This window comes from Pseudomonas sp. TE3-3-F2023 (assembly GCF_036784815.1).
Lineage (GTDB): Bacteria > Pseudomonadota > Gammaproteobacteria > Pseudomonadales > Pseudomonadaceae > Aquipseudomonas > Aquipseudomonas pudica.
This window is the reverse complement of the sequence record NZ_CP145113.1, coordinates 4645963-4665881: the sequence shown is the minus strand read 5'-3', so window position 1 is coordinate 4665881 and position 19919 is coordinate 4645963. Positions and strand designations below refer to the sequence as shown.

Genomic DNA, 19919 nt, shown 5'->3' with positions numbered 1-19919 from the left:
TCTCTGCCAATAATTATTGGTATTCAATAATTTCGGATAAAGCCATGATCGACATCTTCCCGCGCCGTGAACTGGCTGCCGACTTGGCCAGGCAGCTGTTGAAACCGTCCGCCCTGGATATCGGCTTGAGATCAGGGCTGTTTTTCTCCGGGCTGCGCAGGACTGGCAAAACCACCTTTTTAAAGAACGACTTGATCCCTGCCCTGGAGGAAATGGGTGCATTGGTGATCTATGTCGACCTCTGGAGTGATACCCAGACCAGCCCGGTCGTGCTGGTCCTCGCCGCAGTGCGTAAAGCCCTTGCTGATCTTCAGAAACCTACCTCGGCTTTCTTGCAGAAACTCAAGGCCCTGCGTGGCGCGGAGGTCGAAGTGGCTGGGCTGAAGTTTGGCTTTAACCTGGAAACCTTGGGCACAGAGGGCGGTGTCACACTTGCGGAAGCGCTGACCGAGGTTGTGGACCAGGTCAGGACTGACGTTGTGCTGGTCGTCGACGAGGTGCAGCAGGCAATCACAACCGAGGACGGCCAGCAGATGATGCTGGCGCTCAAGGCTGCGCGCGATGCCATCAATCCGCGCCCGAACACGCCAGGGCACTTCCTGTTCATCGGTACCGGCTCTCACCGGGCGATGGTCAACGAGTTGACCACGCGGCGTAACCAGGCTTTTGCCGGTGCCACAAACGTGCCGTATCCGGTGCTGGACAGGGACTATGTCGAATTCTGGCTCAAGCGGCTCGCAAAAGATGGCCTGGGCAACTTGCCGTCGCTGGATGTCGCGGCACAGGCATTCAAAACGCTGGGCAGCAGGCCCGAGGAGTTCATTCGTGCACTTCGGCAGTTGGTTCACTCACCTGCGTCCGGGATGGGGCCGGATGAGGTGCTGCCGGTAATCGCATCAACGCTGCGGTCGGCGGCTGCTGACCTGGAGCTGATGAAAGTAGAGGAGCTGGGCGTCCTGGCTGAGGCGATTTTTGCCCGGATCGCATCGGTCGAAGGCGATGCGCGTGGGGTATTCTCCAACGAAGCGGCGGCCGAGTATTCGAAGTCTGTGGGGCGTGAAGTGCGTGTCGAAGAGATACAGCCGGTTGCCAACGAACTGCTGGCCGCTAACCTGATCATGCGTCGGGGGCATGGGCTGTATGGGGTGACCGACCCCTTTGTACAGGAGATCTGGCGCGAGCGGCAGGAGTTGTTGGGCCGGCTCTGAGCTGCATCTACGTAGGCCAGCTGGCGCGGGCCTCCCGGGGTGTGCAATCTCTCGTGGGGAGGGCCTTGTGTCGCGAAACGGCCGCAGGGCGGCCCCCAGATTTCTGCATGAAAGCATAAATCGCCGGGGCTGCTTTGCAGCCCTTTGGCGACACGAGACCGCTCCCATATGTGCGTTATGGCCTGTGATGCCAATCAGCGCATCATGCCCAGCTCGGCATCATCCATCAGCGCCTTGGCCATCGCACTCAGGTAGTAGGCAGCCCAGATCATCATCGGTTTCTCGTCCATCAGGCCGGTGATGGTCAGTTCGCGTACATAGCCCATCAGCTCTGAGGATTGCTCGCGGGCATCGCGGCAGGGGATGCCGGGCTCTATTAACCGTCACAGCCTGTCAAAGCTGTATCGCTGATCTTCAGCGACCAACCGAGACTAGAGCCCAGCCAGAGCAGCCGCAACGGAAAACACGCGGCAGGAGTATGTTTGGGAAATGGCCTGCAAGGAAGGGGATAAGTCTGTTTTTTAGCTCGCCGAAAGCGGGCCGCTTTGCGGCCCATCGCCGGCAAGCCAGCTCCCACAGGGATAGCGCACGGCTTGAAGCCGGCGCGGTCAAAAGCTAACTAGCCGCATCCACTTCCAAGAACGCCGCCTCCAGCAACTGCCGGGTATACGGATGCTGCGGCGCATGGAAGATCGCCTGCGCATCCCCTTGTTCCACCACGTGCCCATGCTTGATCACCATCAACTGGTGGCTCAACGCCTTGACCACCGCCAGGTCATGGCTGATGAACAGGTAGGTCAGGTTGTATTTCTGCTGCAGATTGCGCAGCAACTCCACCACCTGCCGCTGCACCGTGCGGTCCAGCGCCGACGTAGGTTCATCCAGCAGGATCAGCGCCGGCTTCAATACCAACGCCCGGGCAATGGCAATGCGCTGGCGCTGCCCGCCGGAAAACTCATGTGGATAGCGATGCCGCGTGCGCGGGTCCAGCCCCACTTCCTCCAGGGCCGCAATAATTGCAGCTTCCTGTTCCTGCGCGGTACCGATGCGGTGGATGCGCAACCCTTCGCCGACAATGTCCTCCACGCACATGCGCGGGCTCAGGCTGCCGAACGGGTCCTGGAACACTACCTGCATTTCCCGGCGCAACGGGCGCACGGCCTTCTGGTTGAGACCTTCCAGATTCTGCCCATGAAAGCGAATGCCGCCCTGGCTGGAGATCAGCCGCAAGATCGCCAAACCCAAGGTCGACTTGCCCGACCCGGACTCGCCGACAATCCCCAGCGTCTGCCCTTGCGGCAAGCTGAAGTTGATCCCGTCCACTGCCTTCACATGGTCGACCGTGCGCCGCAGCAGGCCCTTCTTGATCGGGAACCAGACCTTGAGGTCAGCCACCTCCAGCAACGGCGCGCCTACCGGGTTGTGCGCCGGCAGCCCGCTGGGCTCGGCATTGATCAGCATCTGCGTGTAGTGGTGCTGCGGGGCGCTGAACAGCCTGGCGCATTCGGCCTGCTCGACAATCTGCCCGTGCTGCATCACGCACACGCGGTGGGCGATGCGTCGTACCAGGTTCAGGTCATGGCTGATCAGTAGCAGGGCCATGCCCAGACGTGCCTGCAGTTCCTTGAGCAGGTCGAGAATCTTCAACTGCACGGTCACGTCCAGTGCCGTGGTCGGCTCATCCGCAATCAGCAGTTCCGGCTCGTTGGCCAGGGCCATGGCGATCATCACCCGCTGGCGCTGCCCGCCGGACAGTTCGTGCGGCAGGGCCTTCAGGCGCTTGCGTGGCTCGGGAATGCCGACCATCTCCAGCAGTTCCAGGGTGCGCGCCGTGGCCTCCTTGCCGGTCAGGCCTTTGTGCAGCAGGAGAATTTCGTTGATCTGCTTCTCGATGCAGTGCAACGGGTTCAGCGAGGTCATCGGCTCCTGGAAGATCATCGCAATGCGGTTGCCGCGAATGCGCTGCATGGTCTTCTCGTTCTGCTGCAGAAGGTCCTTGTCCTCATAGCGGATGCTGCCGCTGGGGTGGCGCGCCAGGGGATAGGGCAGCAGGCGCAGCAGCGAGTGCGCGGTGACCGATTTGCCCGAGCCACTCTCGCCCACCAGTGCCAGCGTCTCACCCTTGCGGATGTCGAAGCTGATGCCGTTCACCACGCGGTGAGCCTGGTCACCGGTGACGAACTCCACCGCCAGGTCGCGCACTTCGATCAGGTTCTGTTCACTCATGTCACTTCCTCGGGTCGAAGGCATCGCGGGCGGATTCGCCGATGAACACCAGCAGGCTCAGCATCAGCGCCAGCACGGCGAAGGCGCTGATGCCCAGCCATGGGGCCTGCAGGTTGGACTTGCCCTGGGCCACCAGTTCGCCCAGTGATGGTGCGCCCGGCGGCAGGCCGAAGCCGAGGAAATCCAGGGCGGTGAGGGTGCCGATGGCGCCGGTGAGAATGAACGGCATGAAGGTCATGGTCGAGATCATGGCGTTCGGCAGGATGTGCCGGTACATGATCGCGCCGTTGCGCATCCCCAACGCTCGGGCTGCGCGCACGTATTCCAGGTTGCGCCCACGCAGGAACTCGGCGCGCACCACGTCCACCAGGCTCATCCACGAGAACAGCAGCATGATGCCCAGCAACCACCAGAAGTTGGGCTGCACGAAGCTGGCGAGGATGATCAGCAGGTACAGTACCGGCAGGCCCGACCAGACTTCCAGGAAACGTTGCCCGGCCAGGTCGACCCAGCCGCCATAGAAGCCCTGCAAGGCACCGGCGATCACGCCGACGATGGAGCTGAGCACGGTCAGGGTCAGGGCGAACAGCACCGAAATGCGGAAGCCGTAGATCACCCGCGCCAGCACGTCTCGGCCCTGGTCGTCGGTACCCAGCCAGTTGTCCGCCGACGGTGGGGCCGGGGCGGGTACGCGCAGGTCGTAGTTGATGCTCTGGTAGCTGAACGGGATCGGTGCCCACAGCACGAAGCTGTCTTTCTTCTCCAGCAGGTCGCGGATGTACGGGCTCTTGTAGTTGGCTTCCAGCGGGAATTCGCCGCCAAAGGTGGTTTCCGGGTAGCGCTTGAACGCCGGGAAGTACCATTCGCCGTCGTAGCGCACGGCAATCGGCTTGTCGTTGGCGATCAGCTCGGCGCCGAGGCTCAGGCCGAACAGGATCAGGAACAGCCACAGCGACCACCAGCCACGGCGGTTGGCCTTGAAGCGCTCGAAGCGCCGGCGGTTGAGGGGGGACAAGGCCATGTCAGTGCTCCCGGCTGGCGAAGTCGATGCGTGGATCGACCAGGGTGTAGGTCAGGTCGCCGATCAGTTTCACCACCAGCCCCAGCAGGGTGAAGATGAACAGGGTGCCGAAGACCACCGGGTAGTCACGGTTGATGGCTGCCTCGAAACTCATCAGGCCGAGGCCGTCGAGGCTGAAGATCACTTCGATCAGCAAGGAACCGGTGAAGAAGATGCCAATGAACGCCGAAGGGAAACCGGCAATCACCAGCAGCATCGCGTTGCGGAACACATGGCCGTACAGCACCCGTGGCCGGCTCAGGCCCTTGGCCTTGGCGGTGACCACGTATTGCTTGTTTATCTCGTCGAGGAAGCTGTTCTTGGTCAGCAAGGTCATGGTGGCGAAGTTGCCGATGACCAGCGCGGTGATCGGCAGCACCAGGTGCCAGAAGTAGTCCAGCACCTTGCCGGTGGTGCTCAGCTCGTCGAAGTTGTTGGAGGTGAGGCCACGCAGCGGGAACCAGTCGAAGTAGCTGCCGCCGGCGAACAGCACGATCAGCAGGATGGCGAACAGGAACGCCGGGATGGCGTAGCCGACGATGATCGCCGAACTGGTCCACACGTCGAAATGGCTGCCGTGGCGTACGGCCTTGGCAATGCCCAGCGGGATCGACACCAGGTACATGATCAGCGTGCTCCACAGCCCAAGCGAAATCGACACAGGCATCTTCTCGATGATCAGGTCGATGACCTTGGCATCGCGGAAGAAGCTGTCGCCGAAGTCCAGCCGGGCGTAGTTCTTGATCATGATCCACAGGCGCTCGGGCGGCGACTTGTCGAAGCCGTACATGCGTTCGATCTCGGCGATCAGTGCCGGGTCCAGGCCCTGGGCGCCACGGTAGTTGGAGCCGGCCACGGACACTTCGGCACCGCCACCGGCAATGCGGCTGGTGGCGCCTTCGAAACCTTCGAGCTTGGCGATCATCTGCTCGACCGGGCCGCCGGGTGCGGCCTGGACGATGATGAAGTTGATGATCAGGATGCCGAACAGGGTCGGGATGATCAGCAACAGGCGGCGCAGGATGTAGGCCAGCATGTTATTCGGCCTCGTCCGCAGTGGTTTCGCTGACGGCCGGGGTTGCGCCGGGTTTGATCCACCAGGTGTCGATGCCGATGTCGTACTTGGGCGAGACGTCCGGGTGGCCGATGTGGTTCCAGTAGGCCACGCGCCAGGTCTTGATGTGCCAGTTGGGGATCACGTAGTAGCCCCACAGCAGTACGCGGTCGAGAGCCCGGCAGTGGTCGATCAGGCTCTGCCGTGAATCGGCGTTGATCAGCTGTTCCACCAGTTGGTCGATGGCAGGGTCGCGCAGGCCGATGAAGTTGCGGCTGCCGGGGTTGTCGGCGGCGGCACTGGACCAGAACTCGCGCTGCTCATTGCCCGGCGAGTTGGACTGCGGGTAGCCACCGACGATCATGTCGTAGTCGCGCGAGCGCAGGCGGGTGATGTACTGGGAAACGTCGACCCGGCGGATGTTCAGGTCGATGCCGAGATCGGCGAGATTGCGTTTGAACGGCAGCAGAATGCGTTCGAACTCGGTTTGTGCCAGCAGGAACTCGATGCTCACCGGCTTGCCCTGGGCGTCGACCATCTTGTCGTCGACGATTTTCCAGCCCGCTTCCTGCAGCAGCTTGTAGGCCTGGCGCTGCTGTTCGCGGATCATGCCGCTGCCGTCGCTGACCGGGTTGCGGAAGGCTTCGCTGAATACCTGCTCGGGTACCTTGCCACGCAATGGTTCGAGGATTTTCAGCTCGTTGGGGCCGGGCAGGCCGCGGGCGGCCATTTCCGAGTTTTCGAAGTAGCTGCCGGTGCGGGTGTAGGCGCCGTTGAACAACTGCTTGTTGGTCCACTCGTAGTCCAGCAGCAGGCTCAGCGCCTTGCGCACGCGCACGTCCTGGAACACCGGGCGGCGGATGTTGAAGATGAAGCCCTGCATGCCGGTGGGGTTGCCGTTGGGCAACTCTTCCTTGATCAGGCGGCCATCGCGTACGGCGGGTACGTTGTAGGCGGTGGCCCAGTTCTTCGCGCTGACTTCCAGCGCATAGTCGAACGCACCGGCCTTGAGTGCTTCCAGGGCGACGGTGGTGTCGCGGTAGGAGTCGAAGGTCATGACGTCGAAGTTGTAGAAGCCACGGTTGATCGGCAGATCCTTGGCCCAGTAGTCCTTGACCCGCTCGTAGCGCACCGAGCGCCCGGCCTTGACCTCGGCGACCTTGTACGGGCCGCTACCCAGCGGGATTTCGAGGTTGCCGCGGTTGAATTCGCGGCTTTCGTACCAGTGCTTGGGCAGTACCGGCAACTGGCCGAGAATCAGCGGCAGCTCGCGGTTGTTCTTGTGCTTGAAGGTGAACAGCACTGTCAGTGGGTCTTCGGCGACCACTTCGGCGACGTCGGCATAGTACTGGCGGTACAGCGGCGCGCCGTCCTTGATCAGAGCATTGAAGGTGAACACCACGTCTTCGGCGCGCATAGGGTGGCCGTCGTGAAAGCGTGCCTCGGGGCGCAGGTAGAAGCGCACCCAGCTGTTGTCCGGGGCCTTTTCGATCTTGCCGGCCACCAGGCCGTACTCGGTGAACGGCTCGTCCTGGCTCTGGCGCATCAGAGTGTCGTAGATGCTGCCGATATTCTCGGCCGGCACGCCCTTGTTGATGAACGGGTTGAGGCTGTCGAAGCCGCCGAAGCTGGACTGGCGGAAGGTACCACCCTTGGGGGCGTCAGGGTTGACGTAGGCGAAGTGCTTGAAGTCGGCGGGGTACTTGGGGGGCTCGTCGTACAGGGTGAGCGCGTGTTGCGGTGCAGCCAGGGCGGGAAGGCCCAGGCAGGCAAGCAACAGGCTGCCAGCCAGCCGGCGCAGTCGGTGGGTTGGCGTCATTGGGCTTTCTCCGAAGTCTTGATCCACCAGCTGTTCAGCCCAAGGGTGTAGGGCGGCGTGGTGACGAAGGCGAACCGGTTGCGGTAGGCCAGGCGATGATTGTCGAGGTACCAGTTTGGGATCATGTAGTACTGCCATGAGAGCACGCGGTCCAGGGCGCGGGCGGCGGCGACCTGGTCATCGCGGGTGCGGGCGGCGAGCAGGGTGTCGAGCAGATGGTCGACCACCGGGTCCCTGACCCCAGCATAGTTCTTGCTGCCTTTGGTCGTGGCCTGGCTGGAGTGGAAGTACAGCCACTGTTCGAGACCGGGGCTCAGGGTCTGGTTCAGTGTCATCAGAATCATGTCGAAATCGAACTGGTCAAGGCGTTGTTTGTACTGGGCGCGGTCCACGGTGCGCAAGCGCGCATCGATGCCTATGCTGGCCAGATTTTCGACATAAGGTTGCAGGATGCGTTCAAGGTTGGGGTTTACCAGCAGCAGCTCCATGCGCAACTGCCGGCCCTTGCTGTCGACCAGGCGCTGGCCGTTCAGCTTCCAGCCGGCCTGGTCGAGCAGGCCGAGGGCCTGGCGCAGGGTCTGGCGGCTGATGCCACGGCCATCGGTGCGGCTGACCTTGTAGGGTTCGCTGAACAGGCTGGCCGGCAACTGGTCACGGAACGGTGCCAGCAGCAGCCACTCCTTGCCGGTGGGCAGGCCGGTGGCGGCGAATTCGCTGTTGGGGTAGTAGCTGGTCGAGCGGCGGTAGGCGCCACTGAACAGCGCGCGGTTGGTCCACTCGAAGTCGAGCATCAGCCCCAGTGCCTGGCGTACCCGTGAGTCGCTGAAGGTGGCCCGCCGGCTGTTCATGAACAGGCCCTGGGTTTGCGTGGGGATACGGTGCGGGATCTGCGCCTTGATCACCTCGCCTCGGCGCACGGCCGGGAAGTTATAGCCGTTGGCCCAGTTCTTCGCCTGGTGCTCGATATAGATGTCGAACTCGCCGGCCTTGAATGCTTCGAAAGCGACCGTGGCGTCGCGGTAGAACTCGTACTCCACGCGGTTGAAGTTGTACTTGCCACGGTTCACCGCCAGGTCCTTGCCCCAGTAGTTCTTCACCCGTTCGAACACCAGCCGGCGCCCAGGCTGGACCTGGGTGATGCGGTAGGGGCCGCTGCCCAGCGGGGGCTCGAAGGTGGTGGCCTTGAAGTCGCGCTTTTGCCAGTAGTGCTTGGGCAGCACCGGCATTTCGCCAAGGCGCAGGATCAGCAGCGGGTTGCCTGCGCGCTTGAAGACGAAGCGGATGCGCAGTGGGCCGAGGATGTCCACCCGCTGCACTTCCTGCAGGTTGGTGCGGTAGATCGGGTGGCCATCCTTGAGCAGGGTGCGATAGGAGAAGGCCACGTCTGCCGAGGTGATCGGCTTGCCGTCATGCCAGTGGGCTTCCGGGCGCAGGTTGAATACCACCCAGCTGCGGTCCTCGCTGTACTCCACCGAGCGGGCGATCAGGCCATAGCTGGAGGTCGGTTCGTCGCCGGACGGGTCGTACTGGCCGGTGCCGACCATCAGCGGCTCGTTCAGCTCGCTGATGCCGTATTGCTGGAAATTGGGCGTGGTAATCGGGCTCGACCCCTTGAAGGTGTAGGGGTTGAGGGTGTCGAAGGTACCGAAAGCCATGGCCCGCAAGGTACCGCCCTTGGGCGCTTGCGGGTTGACCCAGTCGAAATGGGTGAATGTGGCTGGGTACTTGAGCGTGCCGAACTGCGCGTATCCGTGGCTTTCGCTCACCATCGCGGCTGCGGGAAAGCTCAAGGCCAGGCTGAGTGACAGCAGGAGGGGACGTATCAAGTCGGCATCCGATCCAGAGGCGTTGGGCTTTGATCGGGGTACAGTAACAGCTTGGTGGGGTTGGAAAAAGAGTGCGAACTTGAGGATGCAAGGGGCTGCCTTGCAGCCCATCGCCGGCAAGCCAGCTCCCGCAGGTACTGCACAGGACTTGAAGTCGATGCGGCCGGTGTGGGAGCTGGCTTGCCGGCGATGGGGCGCGCAGCGGCCCCGCACTACATCAATGCGAGAGGTAGACGGTGAGGGTCTGGCCTGGCTTCAGGGCATGGCCGCTGCGCGGGTTCCAGCGTTTGAGGTGCTTCATTTCCACGTTGAAGCGCTTGGCCACCAGGTACAGCGAATCGCCCTTGCGTACCTTGTACTGCGTGGAGCGCTGCCCGGAGGCGGCTACCCGATTGCCAGCGGCGCTCGGCGCGCTGCCACCGCGCAGGGCCAGGACCTGGCCAGCGCGAACGCTGTTTCCGGAGAGGCGGTTCCAGCGCTTGATGTCTTTGACCGAAACTCGGTTGGCCTTGGCGATGGCGCCCAGGTTGTCGCCGCGCTTGACCCGGTAGCTGCGTGCCGCCACCGGGGCCTTGGCTTCGGCCACCGCGCGGGCGAACACGGCCTTGTTCGGCTGCAGGCTGACCAGTTGCTCGGGCTTGAGGTTGGACAGGCTGTCGCTTAGCAGCTGTGCCTTGGCGGTGGGTACCAGCAGCTGCTGCGGGCCATCCACGGTCATGCGCTTCTTGAATGCCGGGTTGAGCTGGATCAGCTCGTCTTCGTCGATGTTGGCGAAGGCCGCTACCCGCGACAGGTCGAGGCGGTCATTGATGGCCACCGCCTCGAAGTAGGGTTCGTTGGCGATCGGGTTCAGGTTCACGCCATAGGCTTCCGGCGTGAGTACCACCTGCGACAGGGCCAGCAGCTTGGGCACGTAGTCACGGGTTTCCTGCGGCAGCGGCAGGTTCCAGTAGTCGGTGGGCAGGCCGAGCCGCTCGTTGCGCTCGATGGCGCGGCTGACCGTGCCTTCGCCGGCGTTGTAGGCAGCCAGGGCCAGCAGCCAGTCGCCGTTGAACATGTCGTGCAGGCGGCTGAGGTAGTCCAGTGCGGCGTTGGTCGAGGCGGTCACGTCGCGACGGCCATCGTAGAAGTTGGTCTGGCGCAGGTTGAAGTGACGGCCGGTGGAGGGGATGAACTGCCACATGCCCGCGGCATGGGCGCGCGAGTAGGCCATCGGGTTGTAGGCGCTTTCGATGGCTGGCAGCAGGGCCAGCTCCAGCGGCATGTCACGTTCTTCGAGGCGCTCGACGATGTAGTGCAGGTAGAGGCTGCCACGCTCGCCGGCGCTTTCGATGAAGCTTGGGTTGCTGGCGAACCACAGGCGCTGCTGCTCGATGCGCGGGTTGACGTCGATGTTGTCCTGCAGCGCAAAGCCCTGGCGCATGCGTTCCCACACATCCTGTGGTGCCTGTTCGGCCGGCTTGACCAGCAGCGGTGAAGGCTTGTGCTTGATCCGCGCCTGGTAGTTGTGCGCGCGAACGCTATCGGATTCGTCGAGCTGACGGGTGCTCTGGCAGCCCACCAAAGTGGCGGCCAGGGCCAGCGCACTGATTTGGGCCAGGCGCGTCAGGGCGACGGAATGAGAGGTTCTGCGGCTACGGGAAGACATCGGCTGACACAGGTTTCCGGGCGAAAAATTTCGGCGATTCTAGAAACCGCTCCGGGCCTGGTCAACCTTTGACCATCGCTTGCGATATATCTTGAGGTTATCAGAAGGTGTCCTTCCAAGACCTCAAGGCAGCAAAAACAGCGACATGCGAGGGGTTTGAATGTCCCTTCCATTCGTCTGCTTTTTGTTTAACTAATGTTTCAGAGGTGCGCAGGAAGGGGTTGGTCAGGCGCTCCAGACCGATCGTTGATGGCAATGTGATGCGATTGTCGGCGCGCAAACGGGTAACGTCCTCGAACCGCTGCTGAACGTGCATGTTGTCAGGTTCCACCGCCTTGGCGAAACGCAGGTTGCTCAGGGTGTATTCGTGGGCGCAGTACACCTCGGTCTGCTCTGGAAGGGCTGCCAGGCGGGCGAGGGCAGGCTGCATCTGTTCGGGGGTGCCTTCGAACATGCGCCCGCAGCCGGCGGCGAACAGCGTGTCGCCACTGAACAGCACCGGCGTTGCCGGCTGGTCGCTGAACAAGGCGATATGCCCCAGGGTATGGCCGGGCACGGCCAGCACCTGGAAGGTCACGCCCAGCACGGTTACCTGGTTGCCTTCGTCCAGCGCCAGGTCACGGCAGGGAATGCGCTCGTGGGCCGGGCCGCATACCCGCGCGCCGGTCAGTTGCTTGAGCCGTTCCACGCCGCCGACGTGGTCGTTGTGGTGGTGGGTGACCAGGATGTCACTCAGTACCCAGCCAGGGTTGGCCGACAGCCAGCGTTCCACTGGGCCGGCGTCACCCGGATCGACCACCGCGCAGCGGCGTTTGGCAGTATCCTGTAACAACCAGATGTAGTTGTCGGAGAAAGCGGGGAGAGCATCGATCTGTATCATGGTGCGGATCCGATTCGCCTAGCGTGGCACATGAGGGCATCTTATCCGCGATGGCGCGGTGCGAGAACCTTCGAGGGAGAGCGCAATGACCGACCAAGCCTTTGCCCAGGCCGACCCGGACTGGGTCAAGCTGATCAGCCTGGCCCGTGAGTGGTTCAACGGCCCACTCGGCCAACTGATGCTCAAGGAGGAGGAAAAACTGCTGGAAGAAGAGCTCGGGCGCTTCTTCGGGGGTTACCTTGTGCACTACGGGCCCTGCGCCGAGCCGCCGCCCAGCGCGCCCCAGGTGCAGCGCAACGTGCGCCTCGGCGCGCCGCTGCCGGGGGTGGAGATCGTCTGCGAAGAGCAGGCATGGCCGCTGAGCGAGCACGCCGCCGACGTGGTGGTGCTGCAGCATGGCCTGGATTTCTGCCTTTCGCCCCACGGCCTGCTGCGCGAGGCGGCCAGCGCGGTGCGCCCTGGCGGGCACCTGCTTATCGTCGGGATCAACCCCTGGAGCAGTTGGGGCATGCGCCATTTCTTCAGCCACGGCGCCTTGCGCAAGGCCCGTTGCATCTCGCCGTCGCGGGTAGGCGACTGGCTCAACCTGCTGGGCTTCGCGCTGGAGAAACGCCGCTTCGGGTGCTATCGTCCGCCGCTTGCCTCACCGGCCTGGCAGCAGCGCCTGGCGGGTTGGGAGCGGGTGGCCGGCGGCTGGCAGAGCTCTGGTGGCGGGGTATACCTGCTGGTAGCGCGCAAGATGGTGGTGGGGCTGCGGCCGTTGCGCCAGGAGCGTCGCGAGCCGATGGGCAAGCTGCTGCCGCTGCCACTGGCCAAGGTCAACCGCACGGCGGCCAACCCGGATACTGAAAAGCACTGAACATGAGTGGTACATGAGCGAAAGCGTCGAGATGTTTACCGATGGTGCCTGCAAGGGCAACCCTGGCCCTGGCGGCTGGGGCGTCCTTATGATCTACAAGGGCGTCGAGAAGGAACTGTGGGGCGGCGAACGCGAAACCACCAACAACCGCATGGAGCTGATGGCCGCGATCCAGGGCTTGATGGCGCTGAAACGCGAATGCGAAGTGGTGCTGACCACCGACTCGCAGTACGTGATGAAGGGCATCAACGAATGGATGACCAACTGGAAGAAGCGCGGCTGGAAAACCGCGGCCAAGGAGCCGGTGAAGAATGCCGACCTGTGGCAGCAGCTGGATGAGCAGGTCAACCGCCACAAGGTGACCTGGAAGTGGGTGCGCGGGCATATCGGCCACCCCGGCAACGAACGTGCCGACCAGCTGGCCAACCGTGGGGTCGATGAGGTGCGCGCCAAGCGTTGAGCTGGGGTACAATTCCGGCCTTTGTAACTGATGCAAGTTGGAGCGCCCCGCGTGGAGCAGCAGCAAGATAAACGGTTCGTCATTCTCGATACCGAAACCACGGGCATGCCGGTCAGCGAAGGCCACCGGATCATCGAGATCGGCTGTGTCGAGGTCATCGGCCGGCGCCTGACCGGGCGGCACTTCCACGTCTACCTGCAGCCGGACCGCGAGAGTGACGAGGGCGCCATCAACGTCCACGGCATCACCGATGCCTTCCTGGTCGGCAAGCCGCGCTTTGGCGATGTCGCCGAAGAGTTCTTCGAGTTCATCCAGGGCGCCACCCTGGTCATCCATAACGCGGCGTTCGACGTTGGCTTCATCAACAACGAATTTGCCTTGCTGGGCCAGCAGGACCGCGCGGACATTTCGCAGCACTGCACCATCCTCGACACCCTGCTGCTGGCGCGCTCGCGCCACCCGGGGCAGCGCAACAGCCTGGATGCGCTGTGCAAACGCTACGACATCGACAACTCGGGCCGTGAACTGCACGGCGCATTGCTCGACTCGGAACTGTTGGCTGACGTCTACCTGGCAATGACCGGTGGCCAGACCAGCCTGTCGCTGGCCGGGCATGGGGCAGAGGCCGGGGATGAAGGGGCGGGTGCTGGTGGCAGCGAGATTCGCCGTATTACCGGGCGTGTGCCCGGGAGGGTGATCATGGCCAGTGCCGAGGAGCTGGAGGCGCATGCCGAGCGCCTGGCGGCCATTGCCAAGTCGGCGGGTGGGCCGTCCATGTGGCAGGCTCTGACCGAGACACCTGCTGGCTGATCTTTCGCCTGCTCCGGCCACTTCGCGGGCTCGCCCGCTCCCACAGGTATTGCACAGGCCTTGAGCCTGTTGGGAATCCTGTGGGAGCGGGCAAGCCCGCGAAGAGGCAGGTCTTGCCCACACAGGTTCTACTACCCTGAAATGGACGCCATGTCCTTCGGAGGTAGCCACCTGATGTACAAGGACCTCAAGTTCCCCATCCTCATCGTGCACCGCGCCATCAAGGCCGACAGCGTCGCTGGCGAGCGTGTGCGGGGCATCGCCGAGGAACTGCGCCAGGACGGCTTTGCCATCCTCGCCGCCGCCGACCATGCCGAGGCCTGCCTGGTCGCCGCCACCCACCATGGCCTGGCCTGCATGCTGATTGCCGCCGAGGGCGTCGGCGAGAATACCCACCTGCTGCAGAACATGGCCGAGCTGATCCGCCTGGCCCGCCTGCGTGCCCCCAACCTGCCGATTTTCGCCCTGGGCGAACAGGTAACCCTGGAGAACGCCCCTGCCGAAGCCATGAGTGAGCTCAACCAGCTGCGCGGCATTCTTTACCTGTTCGAAGACACCGTACCGTTTCTCGCTCGCCAGGTGGCGCGTGCCGCACATATCTACCTCGACGGCCTGCTGCCGCCGTTCTTCAAGGCCCTGGTGCAGCACACCGCGCAGTCCAACTATTCCTGGCACACCCCGGGCCACGGTGGCGGCGTGGCCTATCGCAAAAGCCCGGTGGGCCAAGCCTTTCACCAGTTCTTCGGGGAAAACACCCTGCGCTCGGACTTGTCCGTTTCCGTGCCGGAGCTGGGCTCGCTGCTCGATCACACCGGCCCCTTGGCCGAAGCCGAAGCCAGGGCCGCGCGCAACTTTGGCGCCGACCACACCTTCTTCGTGATCAATGGCACCTCCACGGCCAACAAGATCGTCTGGCACGCCATGGTTGGCCGCGACGACCTGGTGCTGGTGGACCGCAACTGCCACAAGTCGGTGGTGCACGCGATCATCATGACCGGTGCCATTCCCCTCTATCTTTGCCCGGAGCGCAACGAGCTCGGCATCATCGGCCCGATCCCGCTCAGCGAGTTCAGCGCCGAGGCGATCCAGGCGAAGATCCAGGCCAACCCTCTCGCCCGTGATCGCGGGCAGCGCATCAAGCTGGCGGTGGTGACAAACTCCACCTACGACGGCCTGTGCTACCACGCCGGGCTGATCAAGCAGACCCTGGGTGCCAGTGTCGAGGTGCTGCACTTCGACGAGGCCTGGTTCGCCTATGCAGCCTTCCACGACTTCTTCACCGGGCGCCATGCCATGGGCACGGCCTGCGCGGCAGACAGCCCGCTGGTGTTCAGCACCCATTCCACCCACAAGCTGTTGGCCGCGTTCAGCCAGGCCTCGATGATTCATGTGCAGGACGGGGCCAGGCGCCAGTTGGACCGTGACCGCTTCAACGAAGCGTTCATGATGCACATCTCGACCTCGCCGCAGTACAGCATCCTCGCTTCGCTGGACGTGGCCTCGACCATGATGGAAGGGCCGGCCGGGCGTTCGCTGCTGCAAGAAATGTTCGACGAGGCGCTGAGCTTTCGCCGTGCCCTGGCCAACCTGCGCGAGCACATCGCTGCGGACGACTGGTGGTTCAGCATCTGGCAGCCGCCGAGCGCCGAAGGCATCCACCGCCTGGCCGCGCAGGACTGGCTGCTGCAGCCGGGGGCGGAGTGGCATGGCTTTGGCGAAGTGGCGGACGACTATGTGCTGCTCGACCCTTTGAAGGTGACCCTGGTAATGCCGGGCCTGAGCGCGGGCGGTGCGCTGGGGGAGCATGGCATCCCGGCGGCGGTGGTCAGCAAGTTCCTCTGGGAGCGGGGGCTGGTGGTGGAGAAAACCGGCCTGTACAGCTTTCTGGTGCTGTTCTCCATGGGCATCACCAAGGGCAAATGGAGCACCTTGCTTACCGAATTGCTGGAGTTCAAGCGCCACTATGAGGGCAATACCGCCCTGAGCGACTGCCTGCCGAGCGTGGTGGCGGCCGATGCCTCACGCTACTTGGGCATGGGCCTGCGCGACCTGTGCGACCAGTTGCATGGCTGCTACCGCGCCAATGCCACGGCCAAGCAATTGAAGCGGCTGTTCACGCGCTTGCCGGAGGTGGCGGTGAGCCCGGCCCGGGCCTATGACCAGATGGTGCGCGGTGAGGTGGAGGCGGTGCCGATCGAGGCGCTGCTGGGGCGGGTGGCGGCGGTTATGCTGGTGCCGTACCCACCTGGTATTCCGTTGATCATGCCAGGGGAGCGGTTCACCGAGGCGACCCGCTCGATAATCGATTACCTGGCCTTTGCCCGGGCGTTCAACCAAGGCTTCCCTGGTTTCGTCGCCGACGTGCACGGCCTGCAGAACGAAAGCGGCTGCTACACGGTGGATTGCATCAAGGAATGCGAATGATCTCGACGCCGCTGCGCGCCAGTTCGAAGCGGTTTTCACCCAGGTGGTTGACCTTGTCGCCGATGGCCAGGCGATAGGTGGTGATGGGGGCGCCCAGCGTGCTGCCGTCGGTTTGCAGGGTCGACTCCTGGAACTCGTGCACGGGGTAGATGCGGCCTTCGGCGTCACGGGCGTGGAATTGGCCGACCATTACTGCTGCCATTTGGGTGGAAACCTCTGAATTACGTGAGAAATGTCTGCAGGCATAGACCGTGCAACAGCGTCGGAAGTTTTCGCCCCGCGGAAAAAAAACCAAAGCGCCGAGGAACGGTCATCTATAACTACAACGTCCCTTTACCCAGCAGAGGTTGGAAATTGCCATGAGCCAGGTGTATTCGGTAGCAGTGGTCGTCGGTAGCTTGCGCAAGGAGTCCTACAACCGCAAGGTCGCCCGCGCACTCTCAGAGCTGGCGCCGTCCAGCCTTGCCCTGAAGATCGTCGAGATTGGCGATTTGCCGTTGTACAACGAGGATGTCGAGGCCGAAGCGCCGCCGCAAGCGTGGAAGCGTTTTCGCGAAGAGATCCGCCGCAGTGATGCGGTGCTGTTCGTCACCCCGGAGTACAACCGCTCGGTGCCCGGCGGCCTGAAGAATGCCATCGATGTCGGCTCGCGGCCCTACGGGCAAAGCGCCTGGAGTGGCAAGCCGACGGCGGTGGTCAGTGTGTCGCCGGGGGCCATTGGTGGCTTTGGCGCCAACCATGCCGTGCGCCAGTCGCTGGTGTTTCTGGACATGCCGTGCATGCAGATGCCCGAGGCCTACATCGGTGGCGCGGCTAGTCTGTTCGACGATGCGGGCAAGCTCAGTGACAAGACTCGGCCGTTCTTGCAGGCGTTTATCGACAAGTTCGCTTCCTGGGTGAAGTTGAACAGGGCGGTTTGAGGCCTGTTCGTTCGGTGTCAGCTTTCAAAAGGGGCTGCTGCGCAGCCCATCGCCGGCAAGCCAGCTCCCACACCGACCGGGTTGGCTCTGGAGATTTGCTTCTTCAGGAAATTCACATGGATTGAGAACGATGCGGTCGGTGTGGGAGCTGGCTTGCCGGCGATGGCCGCGCAGCGGCCCCCAGCGGACTAGCGGAAGCTGTAGGAAACCCCGGCATATACGCCAAAGCCCTCGCCCGGCGTCGAACGGGCCTCATCCTTTCCAGCATCGTTGTAGCCAGGTGTCACCGTCGCCGCATAACGCTTGTTGGTGAGGTTGCGCAGGTCCAGCCAGGTCTGCCAGTCCTGTTTCGGTGAATCCCAGCCCAGGCGCGCGCCGAGCAGGGCATATTCATCGGCGTGGTAGCTGTTGGCGTAGTCCACCTGCACCTTCGACGCCATCTGCGTGTTTACCCCTGCATAGAAGCCGCTCGGCCAGTCATAGCGCAGCTCGGCCTGGTAGTAGTGCATGGGGATGCCCGGCAGGCGGTTGTCGCCGAACCTGTCGTCATCGCGGTAGTGGAAGTCACTGAAGGTATAGGCCTGACGCAGGCTGAGCTTGCCAGTACCGGCGCGTTCCCACAGGGTACTGTCGAGGCCTGCCTCCACGCCCTGGTGCACGGTGGGGCTGGCGTTGAATTCCTTGGCCGGAGCGCCTTGAACGATCTCCACCGCCAGCAATTCATGGCGAACCTGCGAGTAGTACCACGCCAGGTCCCAATGCCCCAATGCCGATTCGCCGCGTGCGCCCAATTCCAGTGTGGTGGCCGTCTGGTTTTGCATTTCGATCGGTTGATTGGCTGTGGGCGCACTCCAGATCAGGGCCCAGGGATGGGGTGGTTCGACCGAGCGGCTCAGGTTGCCGTACACCTGCAGGTCCGGGCTGATGTCATATCGCAGCCCCAGGCGTGGTGCATAGTCCCAGTCATGCTGGCTCACTTTACCGCCCCCGGCAGGGTGGTAAGTGACATCACTTTCACGGCGGGTATAGATCATCGCCAGGCCAGTGGTCAGCCACAGGTTCGGTACCAGCTCCAGGTCATTGCCCACATGTAGCACGGTGTCCGAACCCTGGTAGCTGAAGTCACGGGTTCGCTCACCGAACACGTCGCCATTGCGGGTGAACTGCGAAGCACCGCTGTTGGGCAGGTGCTTGGTGGTGCGCCAGCCGATGGTGGTCTTGCTCTCGTGGCCGAACAGGGTGTCGCGGCGGAAGTAGTTCAAGGTGCCGCTCACATCGGTATAGGCCACCTTCAGGCGCATTGGGCCTTCGCGCAGGTCCATCGGGTAGTCGTGGTAGACCAGGCCGACTTCCAGCCGCGCATCGTCGTCGAGGTAGAAGGTGGTCTTGTTGCCCGCCCAGGTGCTGCCCGGTTGCGGGCGGCTGTCGTCGCGGGCCAGGTAGGCCGGGTTGGCCGCGCGGGGGTGGTGCTTGATCTGATCCTTGGTCAGGCGCCCGGCCAATTCGTTCTCGGTTTCCCGATAGCGCAGGTAGAAGCGGGTTTCCAGGTTCGGGTTGAAGCGGTAGCCGATGTTGGCGGCAACGCCCTTGGCGCTGCCGCTGCTGTGCGCCTGGTAGCCGTCATATTCCGAATCGGTCAGGGCCACGTAGTAGTCGAGGTTGCCCAGCACCTGTCCCGAGCTGATGTGCCGATGCTGGTAGCCGCGGCTGCCGACTTCGTAGCGCACCTGCAGCGGTGCGGCGTCGTAGCCGGTGTGGGTGACGTAGTTGATTGCACCGCCAAGGGCGAGGGCACCCTGGTCGAAGCCGTTGGCACCGCGCAGCACTTCGGCACGGCTCAGCCACAGCGGCTCGAACAGCTCGTAGGGCGTACCGCCCGGGCCGGTCAGCGGCAGGCCGTCGAACATCGTGTACACCCCGGAACCGTGGGCCCCAGGTGCGCGGTTGATGCCCGAACCGCGGATCGAAAGCTTGATGCCATCGTTGCCTGCCGATTGGGCGAATACTCCGGGCTGGTAGGCAAGTACATCCTGGTTGCTGGCAACCCGGCCTTGCCCGACACGCTGCATGTCCACCAGGTTGCTGGCGCCCGGTACTTCGTGCAGGCGTTCGCCGGCTGCGGTCAGGTCGTTCTGCTCCTCATCGGTGATCAGCACCTGGCCCAACTCGACCGAAGGTGCCGCCAGGGCGGGCTGGGAGGCAGCGAAAGCAGCCAGCAGGCCGAGGCAGGATGGCGGGGGCAAAACGCAACGCATTGTACGACTCCAGGCGAAAGGCGATTGGACAACGGCGTTGAGACGAGCGAAATGCCGCTTGGAGCACGAGGAAAGTCGACAAATATCGCGCAACCTTCGTCAGACGGTTTTGTACGAAAGTTCTTTACAAGCCGTAGCGATGGAGCAGAGCGACCTGCGCTTCGTAAGGTGATTGCAGACCGGCAGCGATGCCTCGCTCAATCACCCGTGGAGTTCAAACATGACTGACAACGCACGACACTCGCAGCAACCCCTGGTGGACGCCCCGGTTCGCCTGACGCCACGTGAACGGCAAGTACTGTTGTGGTGTGCCTACGGCAAGAGCTCGTGGGAGATTGGCCAGATCCTTGAGTGCAAGGAATCGACAGTGAACTTCCATGTGTCGAACATCCTGCGCAAGTTCGACGTGCCCACGCGGGTGGCTGCGGTGATCAAGGCCATTCGCTACGGCATGCTGGCCGAGCAGTGAG

General features: G+C 63.2%; 17 protein-coding genes. 7 read left to right on the top strand and 10 right to left on the bottom strand.

What is annotated here, in order from left to right; genetic code table 11:
* Positions 1-44: 44 nt before the first annotated feature.
* Positions 45-1208: an ATP-binding protein gene (locus V3314_RS21535; RefSeq protein ID WP_338459621.1), complete on the top strand. Its 1164-nt coding sequence runs from the start codon at positions 45-47 to the stop codon at positions 1206-1208.
* Between the two features lie 194 nt (positions 1209-1402).
* Here V3314_RS21535 and V3314_RS21530 read toward each other — a convergent pair whose 3' ends face one another.
* The 8 genes from V3314_RS21530 to gloB form a co-directional block, all read right to left on the bottom strand.
* Positions 1403-1585 (bottom strand): DUF3077 domain-containing protein, encoded by a 183-nt coding sequence (locus V3314_RS21530; protein WP_080958485.1) that lies wholly within the window; start codon positions 1583-1585, stop codon positions 1403-1405.
* A 238-nt stretch (positions 1586-1823) separates the two neighbouring features.
* Positions 1824-3434 (bottom strand): ABC transporter ATP-binding protein, encoded by a 1611-nt coding sequence (locus tag V3314_RS21525; RefSeq protein WP_046615573.1) that lies wholly within the window; start codon positions 3432-3434, stop codon positions 1824-1826.
* A gap of 1 nt (position 3435) precedes the next feature.
* Entirely contained in the window at positions 3436-4455 is a 1020-nt protein-coding gene (locus tag V3314_RS21520) for an ABC transporter permease (protein WP_046615574.1), read from the bottom strand.
* A gap of 1 nt (position 4456) precedes the next feature.
* Positions 4457-5530 carry a microcin C ABC transporter permease YejB gene (locus V3314_RS21515; protein ID WP_009686399.1) on the bottom strand — a complete coding sequence of 358 codons (1074 nt, stop codon included), beginning with the start codon at positions 5528-5530 and terminating at the stop codon, positions 4457-4459.
* 1 nt (position 5531) lies between these two features.
* Positions 5532-7367, bottom strand: coding sequence for an extracellular solute-binding protein (locus V3314_RS21510; protein ID WP_046615575.1), 1836 nt, complete (start codon positions 7365-7367; stop codon positions 5532-5534).
* A complete protein-coding gene (locus V3314_RS21505; protein WP_219928561.1) occupies positions 7364-9193 on the bottom strand; it encodes an extracellular solute-binding protein in 1830 nt (609 codons plus the stop codon). Before V3314_RS21505 ends, V3314_RS21510 begins: the two co-directional genes overlap by 4 nt.
* A 217-nt stretch (positions 9194-9410) precedes the next feature.
* Positions 9411-10841 carry a lytic transglycosylase domain-containing protein gene (locus V3314_RS21500; RefSeq protein WP_046615577.1) on the bottom strand — a complete coding sequence of 477 codons (1431 nt, stop codon included), beginning with the start codon at positions 10839-10841 and terminating at the stop codon, positions 9411-9413.
* A 100-nt stretch (positions 10842-10941) separates the two neighbouring features.
* On the bottom strand, positions 10942-11721 hold the full coding sequence (gloB, locus tag V3314_RS21495) for a hydroxyacylglutathione hydrolase (protein ID WP_338459620.1): 780 nt from the start codon (positions 11719-11721) through the stop codon (positions 10942-10944).
* A gap of 85 nt (positions 11722-11806) precedes the next feature.
* On the opposite strand from gloB, the gene V3314_RS21490 reads away from it, so the two are divergent.
* The 4 genes from V3314_RS21490 (at position 11807) to V3314_RS21475 (ending at position 16274) form a co-directional block, all read left to right on the top strand.
* Positions 11807-12580 (top strand): methyltransferase domain-containing protein, encoded by a 774-nt coding sequence (locus V3314_RS21490; RefSeq protein ID WP_025339935.1) that lies wholly within the window; start codon positions 11807-11809, stop codon positions 12578-12580.
* A gap of 13 nt (positions 12581-12593) precedes the next feature.
* Entirely contained in the window at positions 12594-13040 is a 447-nt protein-coding gene (rnhA, locus tag V3314_RS21485; RefSeq protein WP_003261021.1) for a ribonuclease HI, read from the top strand.
* A gap of 51 nt (positions 13041-13091) precedes the next feature.
* Complete coding sequence (dnaQ, locus tag V3314_RS21480) at positions 13092-13850, top strand: DNA polymerase III subunit epsilon (RefSeq protein WP_326431940.1); 759 nt, start codon at positions 13092-13094, stop codon at positions 13848-13850.
* Positions 13851-14024: 174 nt separating this feature from the next.
* A complete protein-coding gene (locus tag V3314_RS21475) occupies positions 14025-16274 on the top strand; it encodes an Orn/Lys/Arg decarboxylase N-terminal domain-containing protein (RefSeq protein WP_338460330.1) in 2250 nt (749 codons plus the stop codon).
* On the opposite strand, the gene V3314_RS21470 is transcribed toward V3314_RS21475, so the two are convergent.
* On the bottom strand, positions 16258-16476 hold the full coding sequence (locus V3314_RS21470; protein WP_003261019.1) for a hypothetical protein: 219 nt from the start codon (positions 16474-16476) through the stop codon (positions 16258-16260). The two genes, V3314_RS21475 and V3314_RS21470, sit on opposite strands and share 17 nt — an antisense overlap.
* A gap of 157 nt (positions 16477-16633) precedes the next feature.
* Between V3314_RS21470 and chrR the strand changes: the two genes are divergently transcribed.
* Positions 16634-17194 carry a class I chromate reductase ChrR gene (chrR, locus tag V3314_RS21465; RefSeq protein ID WP_135002405.1) on the top strand — a complete coding sequence of 187 codons (561 nt, stop codon included), beginning with the start codon at positions 16634-16636 and terminating at the stop codon, positions 17192-17194.
* A 188-nt stretch (positions 17195-17382) separates the two neighbouring features.
* Here chrR and V3314_RS21460 read toward each other — a convergent pair whose 3' ends face one another.
* Positions 17383-19449 (bottom strand): TonB-dependent receptor, encoded by a 2067-nt coding sequence (locus V3314_RS21460; RefSeq protein ID WP_338459619.1) that lies wholly within the window; start codon positions 19447-19449, stop codon positions 17383-17385.
* A 220-nt stretch (positions 19450-19669) separates the two neighbouring features.
* On the opposite strand from V3314_RS21460, the gene V3314_RS21455 reads away from it, so the two are divergent.
* Positions 19670-19918, top strand: a complete 249-nt coding sequence (locus tag V3314_RS21455; RefSeq protein WP_046615584.1) for a helix-turn-helix domain-containing protein — start codon at positions 19670-19672, stop codon at positions 19916-19918.
* The last annotated feature ends 1 nt before the right edge of the window (position 19919 follow it).